Source organism: Streptomyces sp. RFCAC02 (assembly GCF_004193175.1).
Lineage (GTDB): Bacteria > Actinomycetota > Actinomycetes > Streptomycetales > Streptomycetaceae > Streptomyces.
In genome coordinates, this window is record NZ_SAUH01000001.1 from 3,865,722 (window position 1) to 3,880,869 (window position 15,148).

Annotated in this window: 13 protein-coding genes, 1 tRNA gene and 1 pseudogene; 3 read left to right on the plus strand and 12 right to left on the minus strand. The window is 72.9% G+C overall.

From position 1 onward, the window contains the following. The first annotated feature begins 8 nt into the window (after positions 1–8). Positions 9–1,199, plus strand: coding sequence for a HAMP domain-containing sensor histidine kinase (locus EMA09_RS17930; RefSeq protein WP_168220595.1), 1,191 nt, complete (start codon positions 9–11; stop codon positions 1,197–1,199). On the opposite strand, the gene EMA09_RS17935 is transcribed toward EMA09_RS17930, so the two are convergent. The 4 genes from EMA09_RS17935 to EMA09_RS17950 form a co-directional block, all read right to left on the minus strand. After that, entirely contained in the window at positions 1,196–2,011 is an 816-nt protein-coding gene (locus tag EMA09_RS17935; RefSeq protein WP_129842035.1) for a hypothetical protein, read from the minus strand. The genes EMA09_RS17930 and EMA09_RS17935 overlap by 4 nt on opposite strands. Before the next feature lie 149 nt (positions 2,012–2,160). Then, positions 2,161–3,069 (minus strand): D-2-hydroxyacid dehydrogenase family protein, encoded by a 909-nt coding sequence (locus EMA09_RS17940; RefSeq protein WP_129844107.1) that lies wholly within the window; start codon positions 3,067–3,069, stop codon positions 2,161–2,163. Positions 3,070–3,125: 56 nt separating this feature from the next. Continuing rightward, positions 3,126–5,210 carry an MmgE/PrpD family protein gene (locus tag EMA09_RS17945; protein ID WP_129842036.1) on the minus strand — a complete coding sequence of 695 codons (2,085 nt, stop codon included), beginning with the start codon at positions 5,208–5,210 and terminating at the stop codon, positions 3,126–3,128. A 70-nt stretch (positions 5,211–5,280) separates the two neighbouring features. Next, entirely contained in the window at positions 5,281–6,843 is a 1,563-nt protein-coding gene (locus tag EMA09_RS17950) for a DASS family sodium-coupled anion symporter (RefSeq protein ID WP_129842037.1), read from the minus strand. A 134-nt stretch (positions 6,844–6,977) separates the two neighbouring features. On the opposite strand from EMA09_RS17950, the gene EMA09_RS17955 reads away from it, so the two are divergent. Beyond that, on the plus strand, positions 6,978–7,793 hold the full coding sequence (locus tag EMA09_RS17955; RefSeq protein WP_129842038.1) for an IclR family transcriptional regulator: 816 nt from the start codon (positions 6,978–6,980) through the stop codon (positions 7,791–7,793). 1,046 nt (positions 7,794–8,839) lie between these two features. Here the strand turns inward: EMA09_RS17955 and EMA09_RS17965 are convergent. Beyond that, positions 8,840–9,247: an NUDIX hydrolase gene (locus tag EMA09_RS17965; protein ID WP_129844108.1), complete on the minus strand. Its 408-nt coding sequence runs from the start codon at positions 9,245–9,247 to the stop codon at positions 8,840–8,842. Positions 9,248–9,346: 99 nt separating this feature from the next. On the opposite strand from EMA09_RS17965, the gene EMA09_RS17970 reads away from it, so the two are divergent. Next, complete coding sequence (locus EMA09_RS17970) at positions 9,347–10,099, plus strand: GntR family transcriptional regulator (protein ID WP_129842040.1); 753 nt, start codon at positions 9,347–9,349, stop codon at positions 10,097–10,099. 94 nt (positions 10,100–10,193) lie between these two features. On the opposite strand, the gene EMA09_RS17975 is transcribed toward EMA09_RS17970, so the two are convergent. The 7 genes and pseudogenes from EMA09_RS17975 to galU form a co-directional block, all read right to left on the minus strand. Then, positions 10,194–10,267, minus strand: a tRNA-Ala gene (locus EMA09_RS17975). A 48-nt stretch (positions 10,268–10,315) separates the two neighbouring features. Beyond that, complete coding sequence (locus EMA09_RS17980) at positions 10,316–11,215, minus strand: hypothetical protein (protein ID WP_168220755.1); 900 nt, start codon at positions 11,213–11,215, stop codon at positions 10,316–10,318. 141 nt (positions 11,216–11,356) lie between these two features. Beyond that, positions 11,357–11,980 carry a GNAT family protein gene (locus EMA09_RS17985; protein WP_129842042.1) on the minus strand — a complete coding sequence of 208 codons (624 nt, stop codon included), beginning with the start codon at positions 11,978–11,980 and terminating at the stop codon, positions 11,357–11,359. After that, entirely contained in the window at positions 11,977–12,468 is a 492-nt protein-coding gene (locus tag EMA09_RS17990; RefSeq protein WP_129842043.1) for a MogA/MoaB family molybdenum cofactor biosynthesis protein, read from the minus strand. Before EMA09_RS17990 ends, EMA09_RS17985 begins: the two co-directional genes overlap by 4 nt. Continuing rightward, positions 12,465–12,944, minus strand: a complete 480-nt coding sequence (gene moaC / locus EMA09_RS17995) for a cyclic pyranopterin monophosphate synthase MoaC (RefSeq protein ID WP_129842044.1) — start codon at positions 12,942–12,944, stop codon at positions 12,465–12,467. Before moaC ends, EMA09_RS17990 begins: the two co-directional genes overlap by 4 nt. 22 nt (positions 12,945–12,966) lie before the next feature. Next, positions 12,967–14,240, minus strand: a pseudogene (gene glp, locus EMA09_RS18000) (gephyrin-like molybdotransferase Glp). Next, on the minus strand, positions 14,233–15,144 hold the full coding sequence (gene galU, locus EMA09_RS18005; protein ID WP_129842045.1) for a UTP--glucose-1-phosphate uridylyltransferase GalU: 912 nt from the start codon (positions 15,142–15,144) through the stop codon (positions 14,233–14,235). The pseudogene glp and the gene galU overlap by 8 nt, the downstream one beginning before the upstream one ends. Positions 15,145–15,148 lie beyond the last annotated feature (4 nt).

Consider the following 15,148-nt stretch of genomic DNA (forward strand, 5'->3'; position numbering starts at 1 on the left):
CGCGCCGCATGGGGCTGACCACCCGGTTCACCCTGATCTACGGCGGCCTGTTCCTCGCGGCGGGGGTGGTGCTCCTCGGCATCACGTACGTCCTGGTGGACCACCGGCTGGACGTTGACCTGTCGGCCGCACCCGACACGGCCGGCGGCACACCCACCGGCCCCGCCGCCAGGGACGCCGTCACCGAGGACGGCACCGTGCTCCACGGCGACGCCGCGGACGAGTGGCTGCGGGGGCAGCGGACGCGGCTGAACGACAACGCCACCCGCACCGTGCTCGTCCAGGGCGGCCTGGCGCTGCTGGCGGTCACCGGCGCGGCCGCCGTCTGCGGCCGGCTGGTCGCCGGCCGGGTCCTCGCACCCCTGCACCGGGTCACCGAGACCGCCCTGCGCATCGCGGACGCCCCGGCCGCGGGCCGGGGACTGCACGAACGGATCGCGCTGCGCGGCCCGGACGACGAGGTGAAGGACCTCGCGCACGCCTTCAACACGATGGTCGAACGCCTCGACCGCTCCTTCGACGGCCAGCGCCGCTTCGTCGCCAACGCCTCGCACGAACTGCGCACCCCGCTCACGCTGGGCCGCGCCCTCGTCGAGCTGGCCGTCAGCGAGGAGGACGCCTCCGCCGACACGCGGCGGCTCGGCGGCCAACTGCTCGAACTCAACGCGTCGCACGAGCGGCTGATCAGCGGCCTTCTGCTGCTCGCGGGCTCCGAACAGGAGATACCGGACCGGCGGCCCGTCGACCTGGCCGACATCGCGGCCCACGTCGCGGAACTGCACGCACCCGAGGCGGACCGCGCCGGGATCGCCCTGCACGAGGCGTCGTCCCCGGCCCCCACGACGGGCGACGCGCTGCTTCTGGAGCGGCTGGTGCACAACCTGGTGGAGAACGGCCTGCGCCACAACACGGGAGCGGGCGGCTGGGTGCGGATCACCGCCCGCACGCGGGACGACGGACGGGCCGAGGTGACGGTGTCCAACAGCGGCCCGGTCGTCCCGCCCGGCGAGGTGCCGACGCTCTTCGAACCGTTCCGCAGGTTCGGCGCCGAACGCCTGGTGGGTGCCCGGGGCGCCGGTCTCGGCCTGTCGATCGTCCGCTCGACCGCCCTCGTCCACGGCGGGGAGGTCACCGCGACGGCCCGGCAGGACGGCGGCCTCGTCGTGACCGTCGTCCTGCCGGGCGACCCGTCCTGCTAGGACCCGTCGGACAGACCCTGGACCTCCTCGACCTGCCAGCCGTACCGCAGACCGCCGAGCAGCTCGACGACACCGCGGCCCGCGCCGTCCGTACGTCCGGTGTCGCGCGCGAGGAACGCCTCGGCGACGAAGCCGTCGTCCAGCGTCATCGTGCCGTCCACGGACTTCTGCGGGATGTCGTGGAAGTTGCAGACCCGGCGGCCGTCCACGGACGTCGAGCCGCCGTACAGGTAGAACGGGTTGGCGCGGTCGAAGTTGTCGACCCGGCTCGGCATCCCGCTCCCGGCCCCGAGCCACCGGGCGACCTGTATCCAGCGCAGCGCGTCCCCACCGCCGGAACCGCCCGGCAGGTACTCGGCGTAGACCCCGCCGCCGAACGACGTCTGCGGGAACTCGTCCGTCGGACCGGTCGCGAACACACTGTGGCACTGGACGCTGAACGCCGCCCCTCTCGGAAGCCCACCGAGGTAACGGAACGCGTAGTGCTCGCCGAACCCGGCTTCGAGCGTGCTCTCGAACGCGAGGTCCGGATCGGACGGCGCCTCGATGTACACGGGATCGGGAGCCGACAGCCCGACGCTGTACCGCCGCCCGCCGAAGTCGAACTCTGCCGCCGTGACATTCCCGCCGAGGGTGGTCGCGAACGACTTCCCGGGCGTGACAGGCCAGCCGGTGGGCTGGGCGGGCCGGTAATCGAGGACGAGCCCCCCGCCACCTCCTCGCGTCGACACGTCGGCCGCGACCGCACGGCCGGCCATCACCCCGGACACTCCGACGCCCGCCCCCACGGCGAGCACGGACCTGCGGGACAAGGGAGAACGCTGCATGACAAGCCCTCCGGAACTCCTGCGGACCACAGCGGCCCGCACCCCCCGAGTCCACCCGAGCGGACGCTTCGCCGGCGTAAACACCGGCGCGCGGAAGCCCTCACCGGGTGCGCCGGTGGGGGCTCCCGCGCCGGTCAGCCGAGCCTGCGGATCGGCGAGCCCGCGAGGAACGCCTCGATGTCCTCGACGGCGTCGCCGTAGTAGCGGCGGTAGTTGCCCTCGGTGACATAGCCGAGGTGCGGGGTCGCCAGCAGGCAGGGAGTCGAGCGCAGCGGATGGTCCGCGGGCAGGGGCTCGGTCTCGAACACGTCGAGGCCGGCGCCGGCGATGGCGCCCCGCTCCAGCACGTCGATCAGCGCCTCCTGGTCGACGATGGCGGCCCGGGAGGTGTTCACCAGATAGGCGGTCGGCTTGAGCCAGGCCAGCTCCCTGGCACCGAGCAGCCCGCGGGTCCGGTCGCTCAGCGCCAGGTGGACGGAGACCACGTCGCTCGTGCTCAGCAGCTCCTCCAGGGACGCGGCCAGTGCCACCCCGGCCGCGTCGGTCCGTTCCCGGGTGAGGTTCCGGCTCCAGGCCACCACCTCCATGCCGAAGGCGAGGCCGACCCGGGCCATCCGGCTGCCGACCTTTCCGAGCCCGAGCAGCCCGAGGCGGCGGCCGTGCAGGTCCGCGCCGAGGGTGCTCTGCCAGGGGCCGCCGCCGCGCAGCGCGGTGTTCTCGGCGACCACGCCACGGGCCAGGCCGAGGATCAGCGCCCAGGCCAGCTCGACCGGCGGCGTCGGCGAGCTGGCCGTGCCGCAGACCGTCACGCCGTACCGTTCGGCCGCGGCGAGGTCGATCACCGAGTTCCGCGTCCCCGTGGCGACCAGCAGCCTGAGCCGTGGCAGCCGGGCGAGCAGCGACGCCGGGAAGGGCACGCGCTCGCGCAGCGTGACGACGATGTCGAACCCGGCGAGCGCCTCCGCCAGCTCGTCCTCGGTGCCGATGTGCTCGGTGAAGCCGACCACTTCGACCCGGTCCGAGAGGGACGACCAGTCGGCCATGGCCGTCGCCACCCCCTGGAGGTCGTCCAGTACGGCGCAGCGCGATCGCGTACCGCTCACAGCGTCTCGCCGGCCCGCGGTGCGCCGAGCAGGGTGTCGAGCGCCGGATCGTCCAGCGGATCCGCCCCGGTCAGCAGCGGCTCCGCCCGCCGCGCGAGCAGACTCAGCAGGCCGCGGCGTCCCGTCAGCGGCCGTGCGGGGCCGGTGAATCCGCCCTCGGCCAGCGCCGTCGTCGTCACCGCGTCGGCCGCCGCGAGCCGCGCGCGCCGGGCATCGACGGAGCGTGCGGCCGCCGGCCCCGCGACGCCCGTCGTCTGCGTGCCCGCCAGGCCGATGGCCATCAGCGCCGTGTGCGGCGCCGGCCGCCGCGCCGCGATGGCCGCGAGCCCGGCGGCGAAGCCGGGGAGACGGTCCACACCCACCTCCAGCCGTGCCGCGAGCCGCGAGGTGACGGCGAGCGCCACCGCCACCGCCCGCGCGGCGTCCGGGCCGGAGAGGTCCTCCGCGGTGCAGGGCGCCACCGCCGCGGCCACGGCGGGCCGGTACCCGGACAGGACGAGCTTCTCGGCGACGGCCCCGGCGCGCTCCCGCTCGTCGTCGGCGACGACGTCCCGCCGGAGGCGGACGCCCTCCGCCAGGAGCCCGCGCACCGCTTCGGCGTTCCGGTGGCCGGCGGGCAGTGTCGCCACGTCGGCCAGGAGGTCGGCGAGCGCGTGTTCCTCCCCCGCCCCGTCCATGGCGGGCACCTCCGACGGCGCGCCGTCCGCCCCGGCACCCGCCACGGCGTCGGGTTCGGCCGCCGCCAGCAGCCCGCGCAGGAAGCCGGGACCTTCGCGCCGCGTCGCCGCGTCGAGCGCGTCCGCGCCCCCGGCGCGCACCCGGTCGACGAGCCCCCGGGCCTTGGTCTTCAGCTCCTCGTCCGTGAGCGGCCGCGCCAGACTGCCCCGCGCGTGCGTCACCTCGTGGGTGAGCACGCCGCCGTCGGCGAGCGTGACCGTGATCCCGGCCGCGTCCCGCCCGCACTCCTCCGTCGGCGCGAAGTCCACGAGCGCACGCAGCCGCCGCGCCGGTTCGGACACCACGAACGCGTCGGAGTACGCCGCGAGGTCCACCCTCGGCCGCAGCAGCCCCGCCGCCACGCCGTGGGCGGTGGAGAACCGGGCCTGGAGCCCGTCCACCGGCTGCACGTTCCCCGTCAGCTCCGGGACGAGCGGGTGGCAGACCAGCCGGATCGCCCGCACCGCGTCCGGCCCGCCCCGCCCGGCCAGCTCCGCGTGCAGCGCCTCCGCGGCCTCGATCGCCGGATGCGTGACGATCCCGCACGGATAGGGCTTGAACGTGTTGTGCAGCAGCTCCCAGCGCCGCCCCACGTCACTCAGCAGCGCCTCCGGGTCGAACTTCCCCCGCGCGAGCCGCCCGACCAGCCCGTCGGGGCCGGTGAGGGAGTCGCCGGGTCCCGTGCCGCCGGACCCGGCGGCCACGTCCCACGCCGCCCGCAGTCCGTTGACCGCCGCCTTGCCCGGGTGGAAGGGCTTGGTCATCGAGCCGAAGCCCTCCCGGTTGCCGAGCCCGCCCTCGACCGCCCACTCCAGCGCGACACGGAGGTCCTCCGCCCCGAGGTTCAGCAGCAGCCCGGCGGTGACCGCCGCACCCACCGCGCCGCAGGTGCCGGTGATGTGCCAGCCGGCGTCGTAGTGCTCGGGCGAGATCGCCACCCCGAGACGCAGTTGCGCCTCCACGCCCCAGGCGAAGGCCGCGAGCACCTCGTCGGCGTCCGCGTCGCCCGCCTTCTCCGACAGGCCGGCCAGCCCGACCAGCGCGCCGAGACCCACCGCCCCCGGGTGGATGACCGTGGACAGGTGCGTGTCGTCGTAGTCGTCCAGGTGTGCCGCGGTGCCCGTCAGGAGCGCGGCGTCCAGCGGCTTGAGCCGTTCCGTACGCCCCGGCGACGGGGTGTCGCCCGCGCCGAACCCGGCCGCCGTCGCGGCGACGACATCCGTCGCCGGCTCGCGCGCGGCGCCGACGGTCGTCGCGAGCACGTTGTAGAGGGTGCGTCGTGCGGCCTCCCTGACGTCGTCGGGCAGGGGCGATCCCCCGTGCGAGACGATGAGGTGGGCGAGCCGGCCGAGCGGGGTGGACATGGATCTCCTCAGAGGTGTGGTGCGTTGGCAGGTGTGCCGGGCGGACGAACGGTGCCCGGCGGTGGAGAGGTCACAGACCGACGAGCGGTGTCATCGTCAGGAGGCCGATGACGAGGACGGTCACGCCGATGAGGTCGAAGACGAGCCCGCTGCGGATCATCCGCGTCATGGGCACCATCCCCGAGCCGTAGACGATGGCGTTCGGCGGCGTGGACACCGGCAGCATGAAGCCGTACCCGGCGGCGGCCGTGGCGGCCAGGCCCGGGATCAGCGGGTTGACGTCCATCGCGACCGCGATCGGCACCACGATGGGCACCACGATCCCGGCGCTCGCGGTGTTGCTGGTGGTCTCGGAGATGAGCAGTCCGGCCACCGCCGCGAGAATCGTGATCGAGACCAGCGACGACACTCCCAGGTGGTCGGCGAGTGAGGTGCCCATGGTCTCGGCGAGGCCGGTCTCCGAGGACAGCGACCCCACCACCGTGCCCGCGCCGAACAGCAGGATGACACCCCAGTCGATCTTCACCGCCTCGTTCCACGTGAGCGTGGGCGCCCGCCGTGCGGAGCCGCCGGTGCTGCCGAGCGGCAGCAGGAACAGCAGTGTTGCCGCGACGATCGCCGCGACGCCCTCGGTCAGGTGCTCGTGCATCCACGTGACGGCCTCGTGGTCGTCGCCGAGGAACAGGCTGGATATGCCCGGCAGCGTCCATCCCACGACGGCGACGGCGAACGCGACGCACGTGTTGGCCTCGCCCCGGGAGAACGCCCCGAGTTCGGCGCGCTGCCCGGCCACGTACGCCTCGGCGCCGCTCAGTTCGCGGACCTCGGGGCGGTTGAGCCGGAGCAGCACGAGACACAGCGCGACGAACATCACCAGCACGACCGGGGCGAACACCAGCACCCACTCGACGAAGTTGACCGTCTTGCCGGTCTGCTCCTCGACGAGGTCGCGCCCGATGAGCTGGTGCGGGGCGCCGATGGGCGTGAGCAGGCCGCCGATGGAGCCGGCGTAGGCGATCATCAGCATCAGCGACGTGGACCACCGCGAGTGATGCAGGTCCTGCCCGCCCTTCTCGGTGTTGATCGTGCTGACCGCCCGCACGATGCCGATGCCGATCGGGAACAGCATGGCGACGGTGGCGGTGTTCGAGACGAACGCCGAGATGACGCACGCGATCGCGCCGAAGGCGATCACGGTGCGGACGGGGGAGCGGACCACTCCGCCCGTGGACAGCACGCGGAGCGCGATGCGTTTGTCGAGACCGTGCACGGTCATGGACCTGGCGATGACGAAGCCGCCCAGGAACGTGAAGATCGTGTCGTTGCCGAACGCCCCGAAGACGGTGTCCTCGTCGCTCACGCCCATGAGGACGCACAGGACGATGCCGAACAGCGCCGTGGCGGCCAGGGGTATGGCCTCGGTCACCCACCAGACGACCATCAGGCAGAGCACGGCGGCCAGCGCCCGCTGCTCCCACGCGAGGCCCCCGGTGACCAGGAGCATCAGGCCGAGGGCGAGAGGGCCGAGCCCCAGGCCGACGCGCCCCCGTACCGAGTCGAAACGTTCCTGGCTGTCCGGTTTGCCTGCGGCGCTCTTCGAGGCGGCCGCGCCGCTGCGGTCCGCGATCTTCATAGATCCTCCGTGTGCTGATCGAGCAGGTGCCCGTATTGCGTTACGGCGTTCTGTGATGCGGGCACCTTATGGCGTGTCGATCCCCCGGACAAGGGTGGTGACACCCGAAAGAATCCGGCCCTTAAACTGGCCACGTGACGGCACCGGAAGAGAACGCTGCGGAGTCGGCCGGCCGGCCATCCGGCGTTCAGTCGATCGATCGGGCGATCGCGATACTCACGGCCTTCTCCCGCGCCCGTCCCGTGCTCGGCATCAGCGAGCTGGCCCGGCACACCGATCTGGCCCGGGGGACCACGCACCGGCTGGTCAGCGCCCTGGCGGCGCACGGCATGCTCGCCCAGGTGCCCAACTCCACCACCTACTCGCTCGGCCCACGGCTCCTCGGCCTGGCCGACGCGGCCCGCGATCAGCTCTCGCTCGACGTGCAGGCACCCCCGATCATGAGCTGGCTGCGCGACCGTACGGGCGAGACCGTGGGCCTGCACATCCTCGACGCGCTCCCCAGCCGCCGCACGATCGCTCAGGTCGAATCGCTGCAGCCCCTCCGCCGTACGTACACCGACCTCGGCGCAGCGCTGCCGCCGCACCTCGGCTCACCCGGCAAGGTCCTGCTGGCGTACGCGCCGGGCAGCATCGCACAGGACGTACTCGCCGACCTGCGTCGTTCCGACCCCGGCGAGGCCGACGAAGTGGCATCGGCCCTCGACCGGGTGCGCCACGACGGCTACGCCATCTCGCTGGAGGAGCGGGTGAAGGGCGTGGTCGCACTCGCCGTCCCCGTACGCGACCACAAGGAGGCGGTCGTGGCGGCCCTGACCGTCTCCGTCCCCGCTGTCCGCGCAGGCCACGAAGAACTGGTCGCCATGGTGCCCACCGCACGCGAAGCAGCATCACGCCTCTCCCACCGCCTGGGCCACACCCCCGACAAGCCCACAACAGGGCCTTCCTGACACGCCCTCCACTCCCGAGGGCACCACGAAAGTCCCCCACCGACTCCGATCGGCAGGGGCCTCCGTATATCAATCGATTCGACCTGACACCTGAAACAGCCCATCAGCTGCGGACCTGGCAGGATCTGAACCCCTGACCCTTCGCTGCGAACCACGGGCGGGTCGGTGAGCGTCATGCATGGTCGCTGCGGTTGCGGTACTTCGCTGCTGTACCGAATCCGGCCTGGGCTAGCGCCGCGACAGAAGTCGCTCGTACAGCACGAGGAGAGGCGCTACGTAGCCGGACGCTTCGGACGGGGATGCTTGCCCGCTGCTTATCAGGACAACGCCTGCCGTCAAGGCAGTTGTGTACACGATGCCGGTCACTAACGGCGGGAGTGCGACCTGATGATCTTGTGCGCGCTGAGACATAATGCTCTCGGCACCTCTCAGTAGGAGCCTCGGCCACCCGCCCTCCGGTCAAGAGTCCGCGGGTGGCTTCAGCTTGTTCGCCGCCGCGCGGTCCTCGCGCAGCGTGCCGCGATTCTGCCCCAGTACACCTCGAACTCGCAACTTCGAAGGCTGTCGCCCACTTCATCCTTAGAAAGCGCGTTACCTGTCGACAGTCGAGGCGCTAAGCCTTGGAATTCAAGGTGCGCAGGGCGGCATCACGGTCGGTGGAGCGGCTTCGGCCGGTGTCCTGTCCGACCGGGAGCGAGCATGGTCAGGGGCCGTACGCTGGTTCAGCGGAACGGCGTCGGGGTGGGTGATGCGTGGCTCGGTGGCGGTGCCTCCGGTGTCGGTGACCGCGATCGTCAGGGTGTCCGGGGTGCGGGTGACGGTCAGGCGGAAGGTCGTCTTGCCGCTGTCGGTGTGCGTGATGGCGTTCGTGGCCAGCTCGGTGGCGGTCAGTGCAGCGTCGTCTGCCCAGGGGTGCGGTCGAGGATCTGGCGGACGAAGCGGGCGGGTGCGGTTGCGTACTTCGGGGCTTCGGGATGGTCGACTGCCCGCACTCGTGCTTACAAGTTGCTTTCTGTCAGTGGGTGGCTATGCACAGGATGGCGGTGCTAGACGAGTCGGACGCCGTCGTGGGCGCGGACGGCCGGTGGGGTGGTGGCGTTCATGGCGTCCAGGACGCGGACGGCGTACGCCTCGTCGGCCAGGTCGGCGACTTCCTTGCGGGTGACCCACCGCAGGGCCCTGGTCTCACTGCCGGTCGTCGGAGTTCCGTCCATCGCCTCGCAGCGGAAGACCAAGGCGATGATCAGCGCGTTCATGTTCTTGTAGACGCCGGTCAGTGTGGCCGGCTGTGCGATCTTGATGCCGGTCTCTTCGAGGACTTCCCGCGCGAGTGCGTCGGGGATCGTCTCGCCCGGTTCGAGGACTCCGCCTGGCGGCTCCCAGTGCCCGTTGTCCCAGCGCTGGATGAGCAGCGCACGGCCCTGGTCGTCGATGATGACTCCGGCGACGCTCACGGAGTGGGGGCGTTCGGTGCTCACTGTCCTCGCCTCTCACGGGTGTCGGGGTTTCCCACCGTAGCCAGATGTCTAAGGGAGTAACCGGGCTTAGGTGCGCTGGGCTCCACCAGCGACCGCGCGGTCTTCCGCCAGATCGCGGATCAGATTCGCGAGGCGATCAGCAAGGGGCGCTTCAAAGAGGGGGCCAAGCTGCCGTCCGAGTCCGAGTTGGTCGAGCACTACGGCGTCTCCCGGATGACCGTCCGCAGCGCTCTCAGCGTGCTCCAAGGAGAGGGTCTGGTGCACTCCGAGCATGGCAGGGGCGTCTTCGTCCGGCCCCGGCCTCCCGTACGACGGCTGGCGTCGGACAGGTTCGCCCGGCACCGGGAGCAGGGGAAGTCCGCCTTCACCGTGGAGGCCGAAGCAGCGGGGAGCCGCCCGGAGGTGGACAGCCTGGAGGTGAAGGAAGAGCGGCCCACACAGGACGTCGCCGCCCGGCTCGGCGGGCCTCGCCGGGTGCTCGTCCGGCGACGCCGGTACCTGCTGGACGGCCGGCCCGTCGAGTTCGCCACCTCCTACCTCCCCCTCGACATCGCCCGGAACACCCCCATCGCCGAACCCAACCCCGGCCCCGGCGGCATCTACGCCAGGCTGGAAGAACTCGGCCACCACCTGGACCACGTCGATGAAGAGATCCGCGCCCGCATGCCCACCCCGGGGGAGGCGAAGACGCTCCGGCTGGCCTCCGGGGTACCCGTGATCCACCTGATCAGGACCGCGTTCGACACCGAACGACGCGCGGTCGAGATCTGCGACACGATCATGGCCGCCGACGCGTACCTGCTCGCCTACCGGCTTCCGGCGACATAGTGGCCCCCGGACACGCGGAAGCCCCCGCCGATCGAGATCGGCAGGGGCTTCCGTCTGTCCGTTCCACCTGGTACTGGGAACGGCCCTTCAGCTGTGGACCTGAGGGGATTTGAACCCCTGACCCCCTCGTTGCGAACGAGATGCGCTACCAGGCTGCGCTACAGGCCCTTGCTGCGCTGAAACTGTAGCACTCCGGTGGGGCGGGGCCGAAATCGGCTATTCGCCGGCCGCCCTGCGGACGTCGTCGTCCGCGTACTGGTCGAACAGGGGGGTCCGCTGCGGGCCGGGGGGCAGTGGCTGCTGCGGCTGGGGGGCCGGTGTCCCGGCCGTCGTCGAGCGGGCCGCGCTCCAGGTGCCGGGGCCGTCGAGATCCACCCCGCGTGCCGTGCGCGGCGCGACCGGGGCGTTCACGTACGTCGGGAGCGGTACGGGCGCCGGGTCCCACGTCTCCGGGTCGTCGCCCTGCTCCGGGGCCGTCTGGCGCTGCTGGTCCACCCACTCCGCGTGGTCCATCTGCTCCACCACGGCCTTCGACGGCTTCTCCGGCCGGGCCGCCGCGCTCGCCTGCGTCCGCTGCCGCAGCCGCCGCGCGGCCTCCTCGGCCCTGCGGCGGTCCACGGCGACGGCGTACCGGCGGCGCTCCTGCCTGCGGACGTGCACGACGTACGCGGCCAGCAGCACGGCCGGGACGGCCGGTACCCACAGGTGACCGCCGCCCGTCGAGAGCGCGAAGATCCCGCCCAGCGTGAACGCGACGAACAGCACCATCGTCGTACGCCGGCGGCGCGCGAGGACGGTGGCGCGCGCCGCCGCCGGAGCCGACGCGGCGGGCTCCGGGGCCTCCGCCACGGGCTCGGCGAACGACCGCAGGTCGGCGGACGGGCCGGCCGGGGGCACGGCGGTGTCCGGGCCGTCGCCCGGTACGTCGTCGGTGCCGGCCGTGGCGGTCGCCCCGGTCGCCGGCGCGCGTCTGCGCGTCAGCAGCCGGATGGCGGTGCTGAAGCGTTCCGTCGGCCGGGCTTCGTTCAGCTCGTCCTGCCGGCGGAGCCACATCGGCACCAGGTACGCGGCCCAGGCCCCGACGATCACTGCGAAGATGAGGCCACTGCTGCTCACGGACACACCGTAGAGGGGTTGCGTCCGGTCCATCTGCCAAATGGGACGGTGTGTCGCACGATCAGGCCGTCATCTCGGTTGTTCCATCGGATTGTTATCAAGGGTGTCGGTGCCGTGTTCCTCTTGATTCGAACACGCGTTTTATTTCTGGGAGGCGCCACGGCTCTCCCGCCAGGACGCGAGCAATCCGTCCGGCACGTCCTCGGCCGTCAGGGCGAAGACCAGGTGGTCGCGCCACGCTCCGTCGATGTGCAGATAGCGCGGCCGTACGCCCTCGGGGCGGAATCCGAGTTTCTCCACGACGCGGCGGCTCGGCCCGTTCTCCGGGCGAATGCAGATTTCCACGCGGTGCAGCCCGAGGGCGCGGAAACAGTGGTCCGTCGCCAGTGCCACGGCGGTCGGCATCACGCCGCGCCCGGCGACCTCACGGTCCACCCAATACCCGATGTTCCCGGAGCACATGGACCCCCACGTGATCCCGGCGACCGTCAACTGCCCGACGAGCCGCCCCTCATACGTCACGACGAACGGCATCATCCGGCCCGCCTGCGCCTCCGCCCGCAGGTGCCGCACCATCTGCCGGAACGTCGGCCTGCGGGGCTGGAGATGCCCCGGCGGCGGGGGCGGGATCGTCGCCTCCCAGGGGCGGAGCCAGTCGCGGTTGCGCTGGTTCACCTCGCGCCAGGCGTGCCGGTCGCGCTGCCGGATCGGGCGGAGGCCGACCGGCCCCTCGGCCAGCTCGACGGGCCAGTAGTACGCGTTCACGGCTGCGGCCGGTGGTCGCCGCCGCGGAGCTGGTCGACGGCGTGCCGCAGCAGGGGCGCCAGCACCGCGAGGCCGTCGCGGACGCCGCCCGTGGAGCCGGGCAGGTTCACGATGAGGGTGCGCCCCGCCACGCCCGCGACGCCCCGGGACAGCGCCGCCGTCGGGACCTTGGCGACGCCGGCCGCGCGGATGGCCTCCGCGATGCCGGGCACCTCGCGGTCGATGACGGCCCGCGTCATCTCGGGCGTGCGGTCGGTGGGGGAGATGCCGGTGCCGCCGGTGGTGAGGACGATGTCGTAGCCGTCGGCGACGGCGGCGCGCAGGGCCTCGGCGACCGGCTCGCCGTCCGGGACGACGCGCGGCCCGTCGACCGCGAAGCCGAGCCCCGCGAGGGCCTCGGTGATCAGCGGACCGCCGGTGTCCGCGTAGACGCCGGCCGAGGCGCGGTTCGACGCGGTGACGGCGAGCGCGCGGTACCCGGCGGTCATGCGCCCCGGCTCCACGGCCCTGACTTGCCGCCGGTCTTCTCCTCGACCCGGATGTCCGAGATGACGGCCGCCTTGTCGACCGCCTTCACCATGTCCACGACGGTCAGGGCCGCGACACTCACCGCCGTCAGCGCCTCCATCTCGACGCCCGTCCGCCCCGACGTGCGGACGGTGGCGGTGATCTCCACCGCGTCGTCCGCCACCGCGAGGTCGACCGTGACGCCTGAGACCGGCAGCGGGTGGCACAGGGGTACGAGGTCGGGGGTGCGCTTCGCCCCCATGATCCCGGCGATCCGCGCGGTCGCCAGCGCGTCGCCCTTCGGCACGCCCTCGCCGCGCAGCAGCGCGACCACATCGGGCGACACCAGCACCCGGCCGGTGGCACGGGCCGCGCGGTCCGTGACGTCCTTGCCGGTCACGTCCACCATCCGCGCGGCCCCCGCGCTGTCGAGGTGGGTGAGATGAGGGGTGCTCATGAGCAGTAACCGTACCCCTCGCTCAGACCAGTGACAGCACCGTCAGCTCCGCCCCGGGAGCCACGTCCGTCACGTCCTCGGGGATCTCGACGAGCGCGTCGGCCCGTGCGAGGGAGGCGATGAGGTGCGACGACGGACCCCCCACCGGGCGGACGGTCCCGAGCCGCTCGCCGGGCGCGGCCGGAGTGAGCGAGGCGCGCAGGAACTGCCGGCGCCCGGGCGGCGACGCCAGCGGCCCGTCCGCGACGAGCCGGGCCGTCGTACGGGACCGGTGCAGTGTGCCGGCCGGGTACCCGGCCATCGCGCGCAGCGCCGGACGGACGAACAGCTCGAACGATACGTAGGCGCTCACCGGGTTCCCGGGGAGGGCGAACAGCGGCGTGCGGTCCGGGCCGAGCAGCCCGAAGCCCTGCGGTTTGCCCGGCTGCATGGCGAGCCGCCGGAAGCCGACCGCGCCGGTCAGCGCCTCCTTCACGACGTCGTACGCCCCGACGCTGACGCCGCCGCTCGTGACGACGGCGTCGGCGCGCGCCAGTTGGTCCTCCAGGGCGGCGCGCAGCGACAGCGGGTCGTCGGCGACGGCGCGTGCCCGGTGGGCGACGGCGCCGGCGTCGCGCGCGGCGGCGGTGAGGAGGTAGCTGTTCGAGTCGTGGATGCGCCCGGGGGCAGCGGCGTGCCCGGGGCGACCAGCTCGCTGCCGGTGGACAGGACGACGACGCGCGGGCGCGGCCGTACGGTGACGGTGGCGTGTCCCGTGGCGGCCAGCAGGCCGAGCTGCGGGGGGCCGAGGACGGTGCCGGCCGCGAGCGCGACCGTGCCGGCCGCCGCGTCGCTGCCGCGCCGTCTGATGTGCCGGCCGGCCGGGGCGGGGCGGTACACGCGCACCTCGCCGGTCGCCGCCGGCGTCATGGCGTCGGCGCGGCCGCCGCCGAGGCCGCCGTCGGTCCACTCGACGGGGACGACCGTCTGCGCGCCGGGCGGCAGCGGTGCCCCGGTCATGATGCGGGCCGCCTGCCCCGGGCCGACGGCCGGCGGATCGCCGCGCCCGGCGGCGATGTCGCCTATGACGGTCAGGACGGCGGGGAACTCGTCGCCGGCGCCCTCGACGTCGGCCGTGCGCACCGCGTACCCGTCCATCGAGCTGTTGTCGAACGGGGGCAGCGGCGCGGGCACGAGCACGTCGTCGGTGAGCACGCAGCCGTCGGCGTCGAGGAGGGGCAGCTCGATCGGGTCCAGGGGGCGTACGGTTCCCAGGATGTCGGCGAGGTGCTCCTCGACGGTCCACAGGTCAGTCAAGGCCGGGCATCTCCTCGGCGACGTAGGTCTTCAGCCAGGAACGGAAGCCGGGGCCGAGGTCGGGCCGCTCGCACGCGAGCCGGACGATGGCCCGCAGGTAGTCGGAGCGGTCGCCGGTGTCGTAGCGGCGGCCCTTGAAGACGACGCCGTGGACGGGGCCGCCGAGGGCGGAGTCGCCGGTCATGGTCTGGAGGGCGTCGGTGAGCTGGAGTTCGCCGCCGCGCCCGGGCGGGGTCTTGGCGAGGACCTCGAAGACGCCGGGGTGCAGGACGTAGCGGCCGATGACGGCGAGGTTGCTGGGGGCGTCGGCCGGGTCGGGCTTCTCGACGAGCCCGGTCACGCGCATCACGCGGTCGGAGACGGGTTCGACGACGGCGCAGCCGTACAGGTGGATCGACGCCGGGTCGACCTCCATGAGGGCGATGACGCTGCCGCCGTGCTCGGCCTGGCAGTCGAGCATGAGGGTGAGGAGCGGGTCGCGCGGGTCGATGAGGTCGTCACCGAGGAGGACGGCGAACGGCTGGTCGCCGACGTGCGGGGCGGCGCACTGGATGGCGTGCCCGAGGCCCTTGGGGTCGCCCTGGCGCACGTAGTGCATGGTGGCGAGGGTGGTGGACGCCTGGACGCGGGAGAGGCGTTCGTCGTCGCCCTTGCGGCGGAGGGCGTCCTCCAGTTCGTAGTTGCGGTCGAAGTGGTCCTCGAGCGGTCGCTTGTTGCGCCCGGTGATCATGAGCACGTCCGTCAGCCCGGCCGCCGTGGCCTCCTCGACCACGTACTGGATCGCCGGCTGGTCGACGACCGGCAGCATTTCCTTGGGTGTGGCCTTTGTTGCGGGAAGGAACCGTGTGCCGAGCCCGGCGGCGGGAATGACAGCCTTGCTGATCCGGGGGCGTGGTGACGTCATGCCG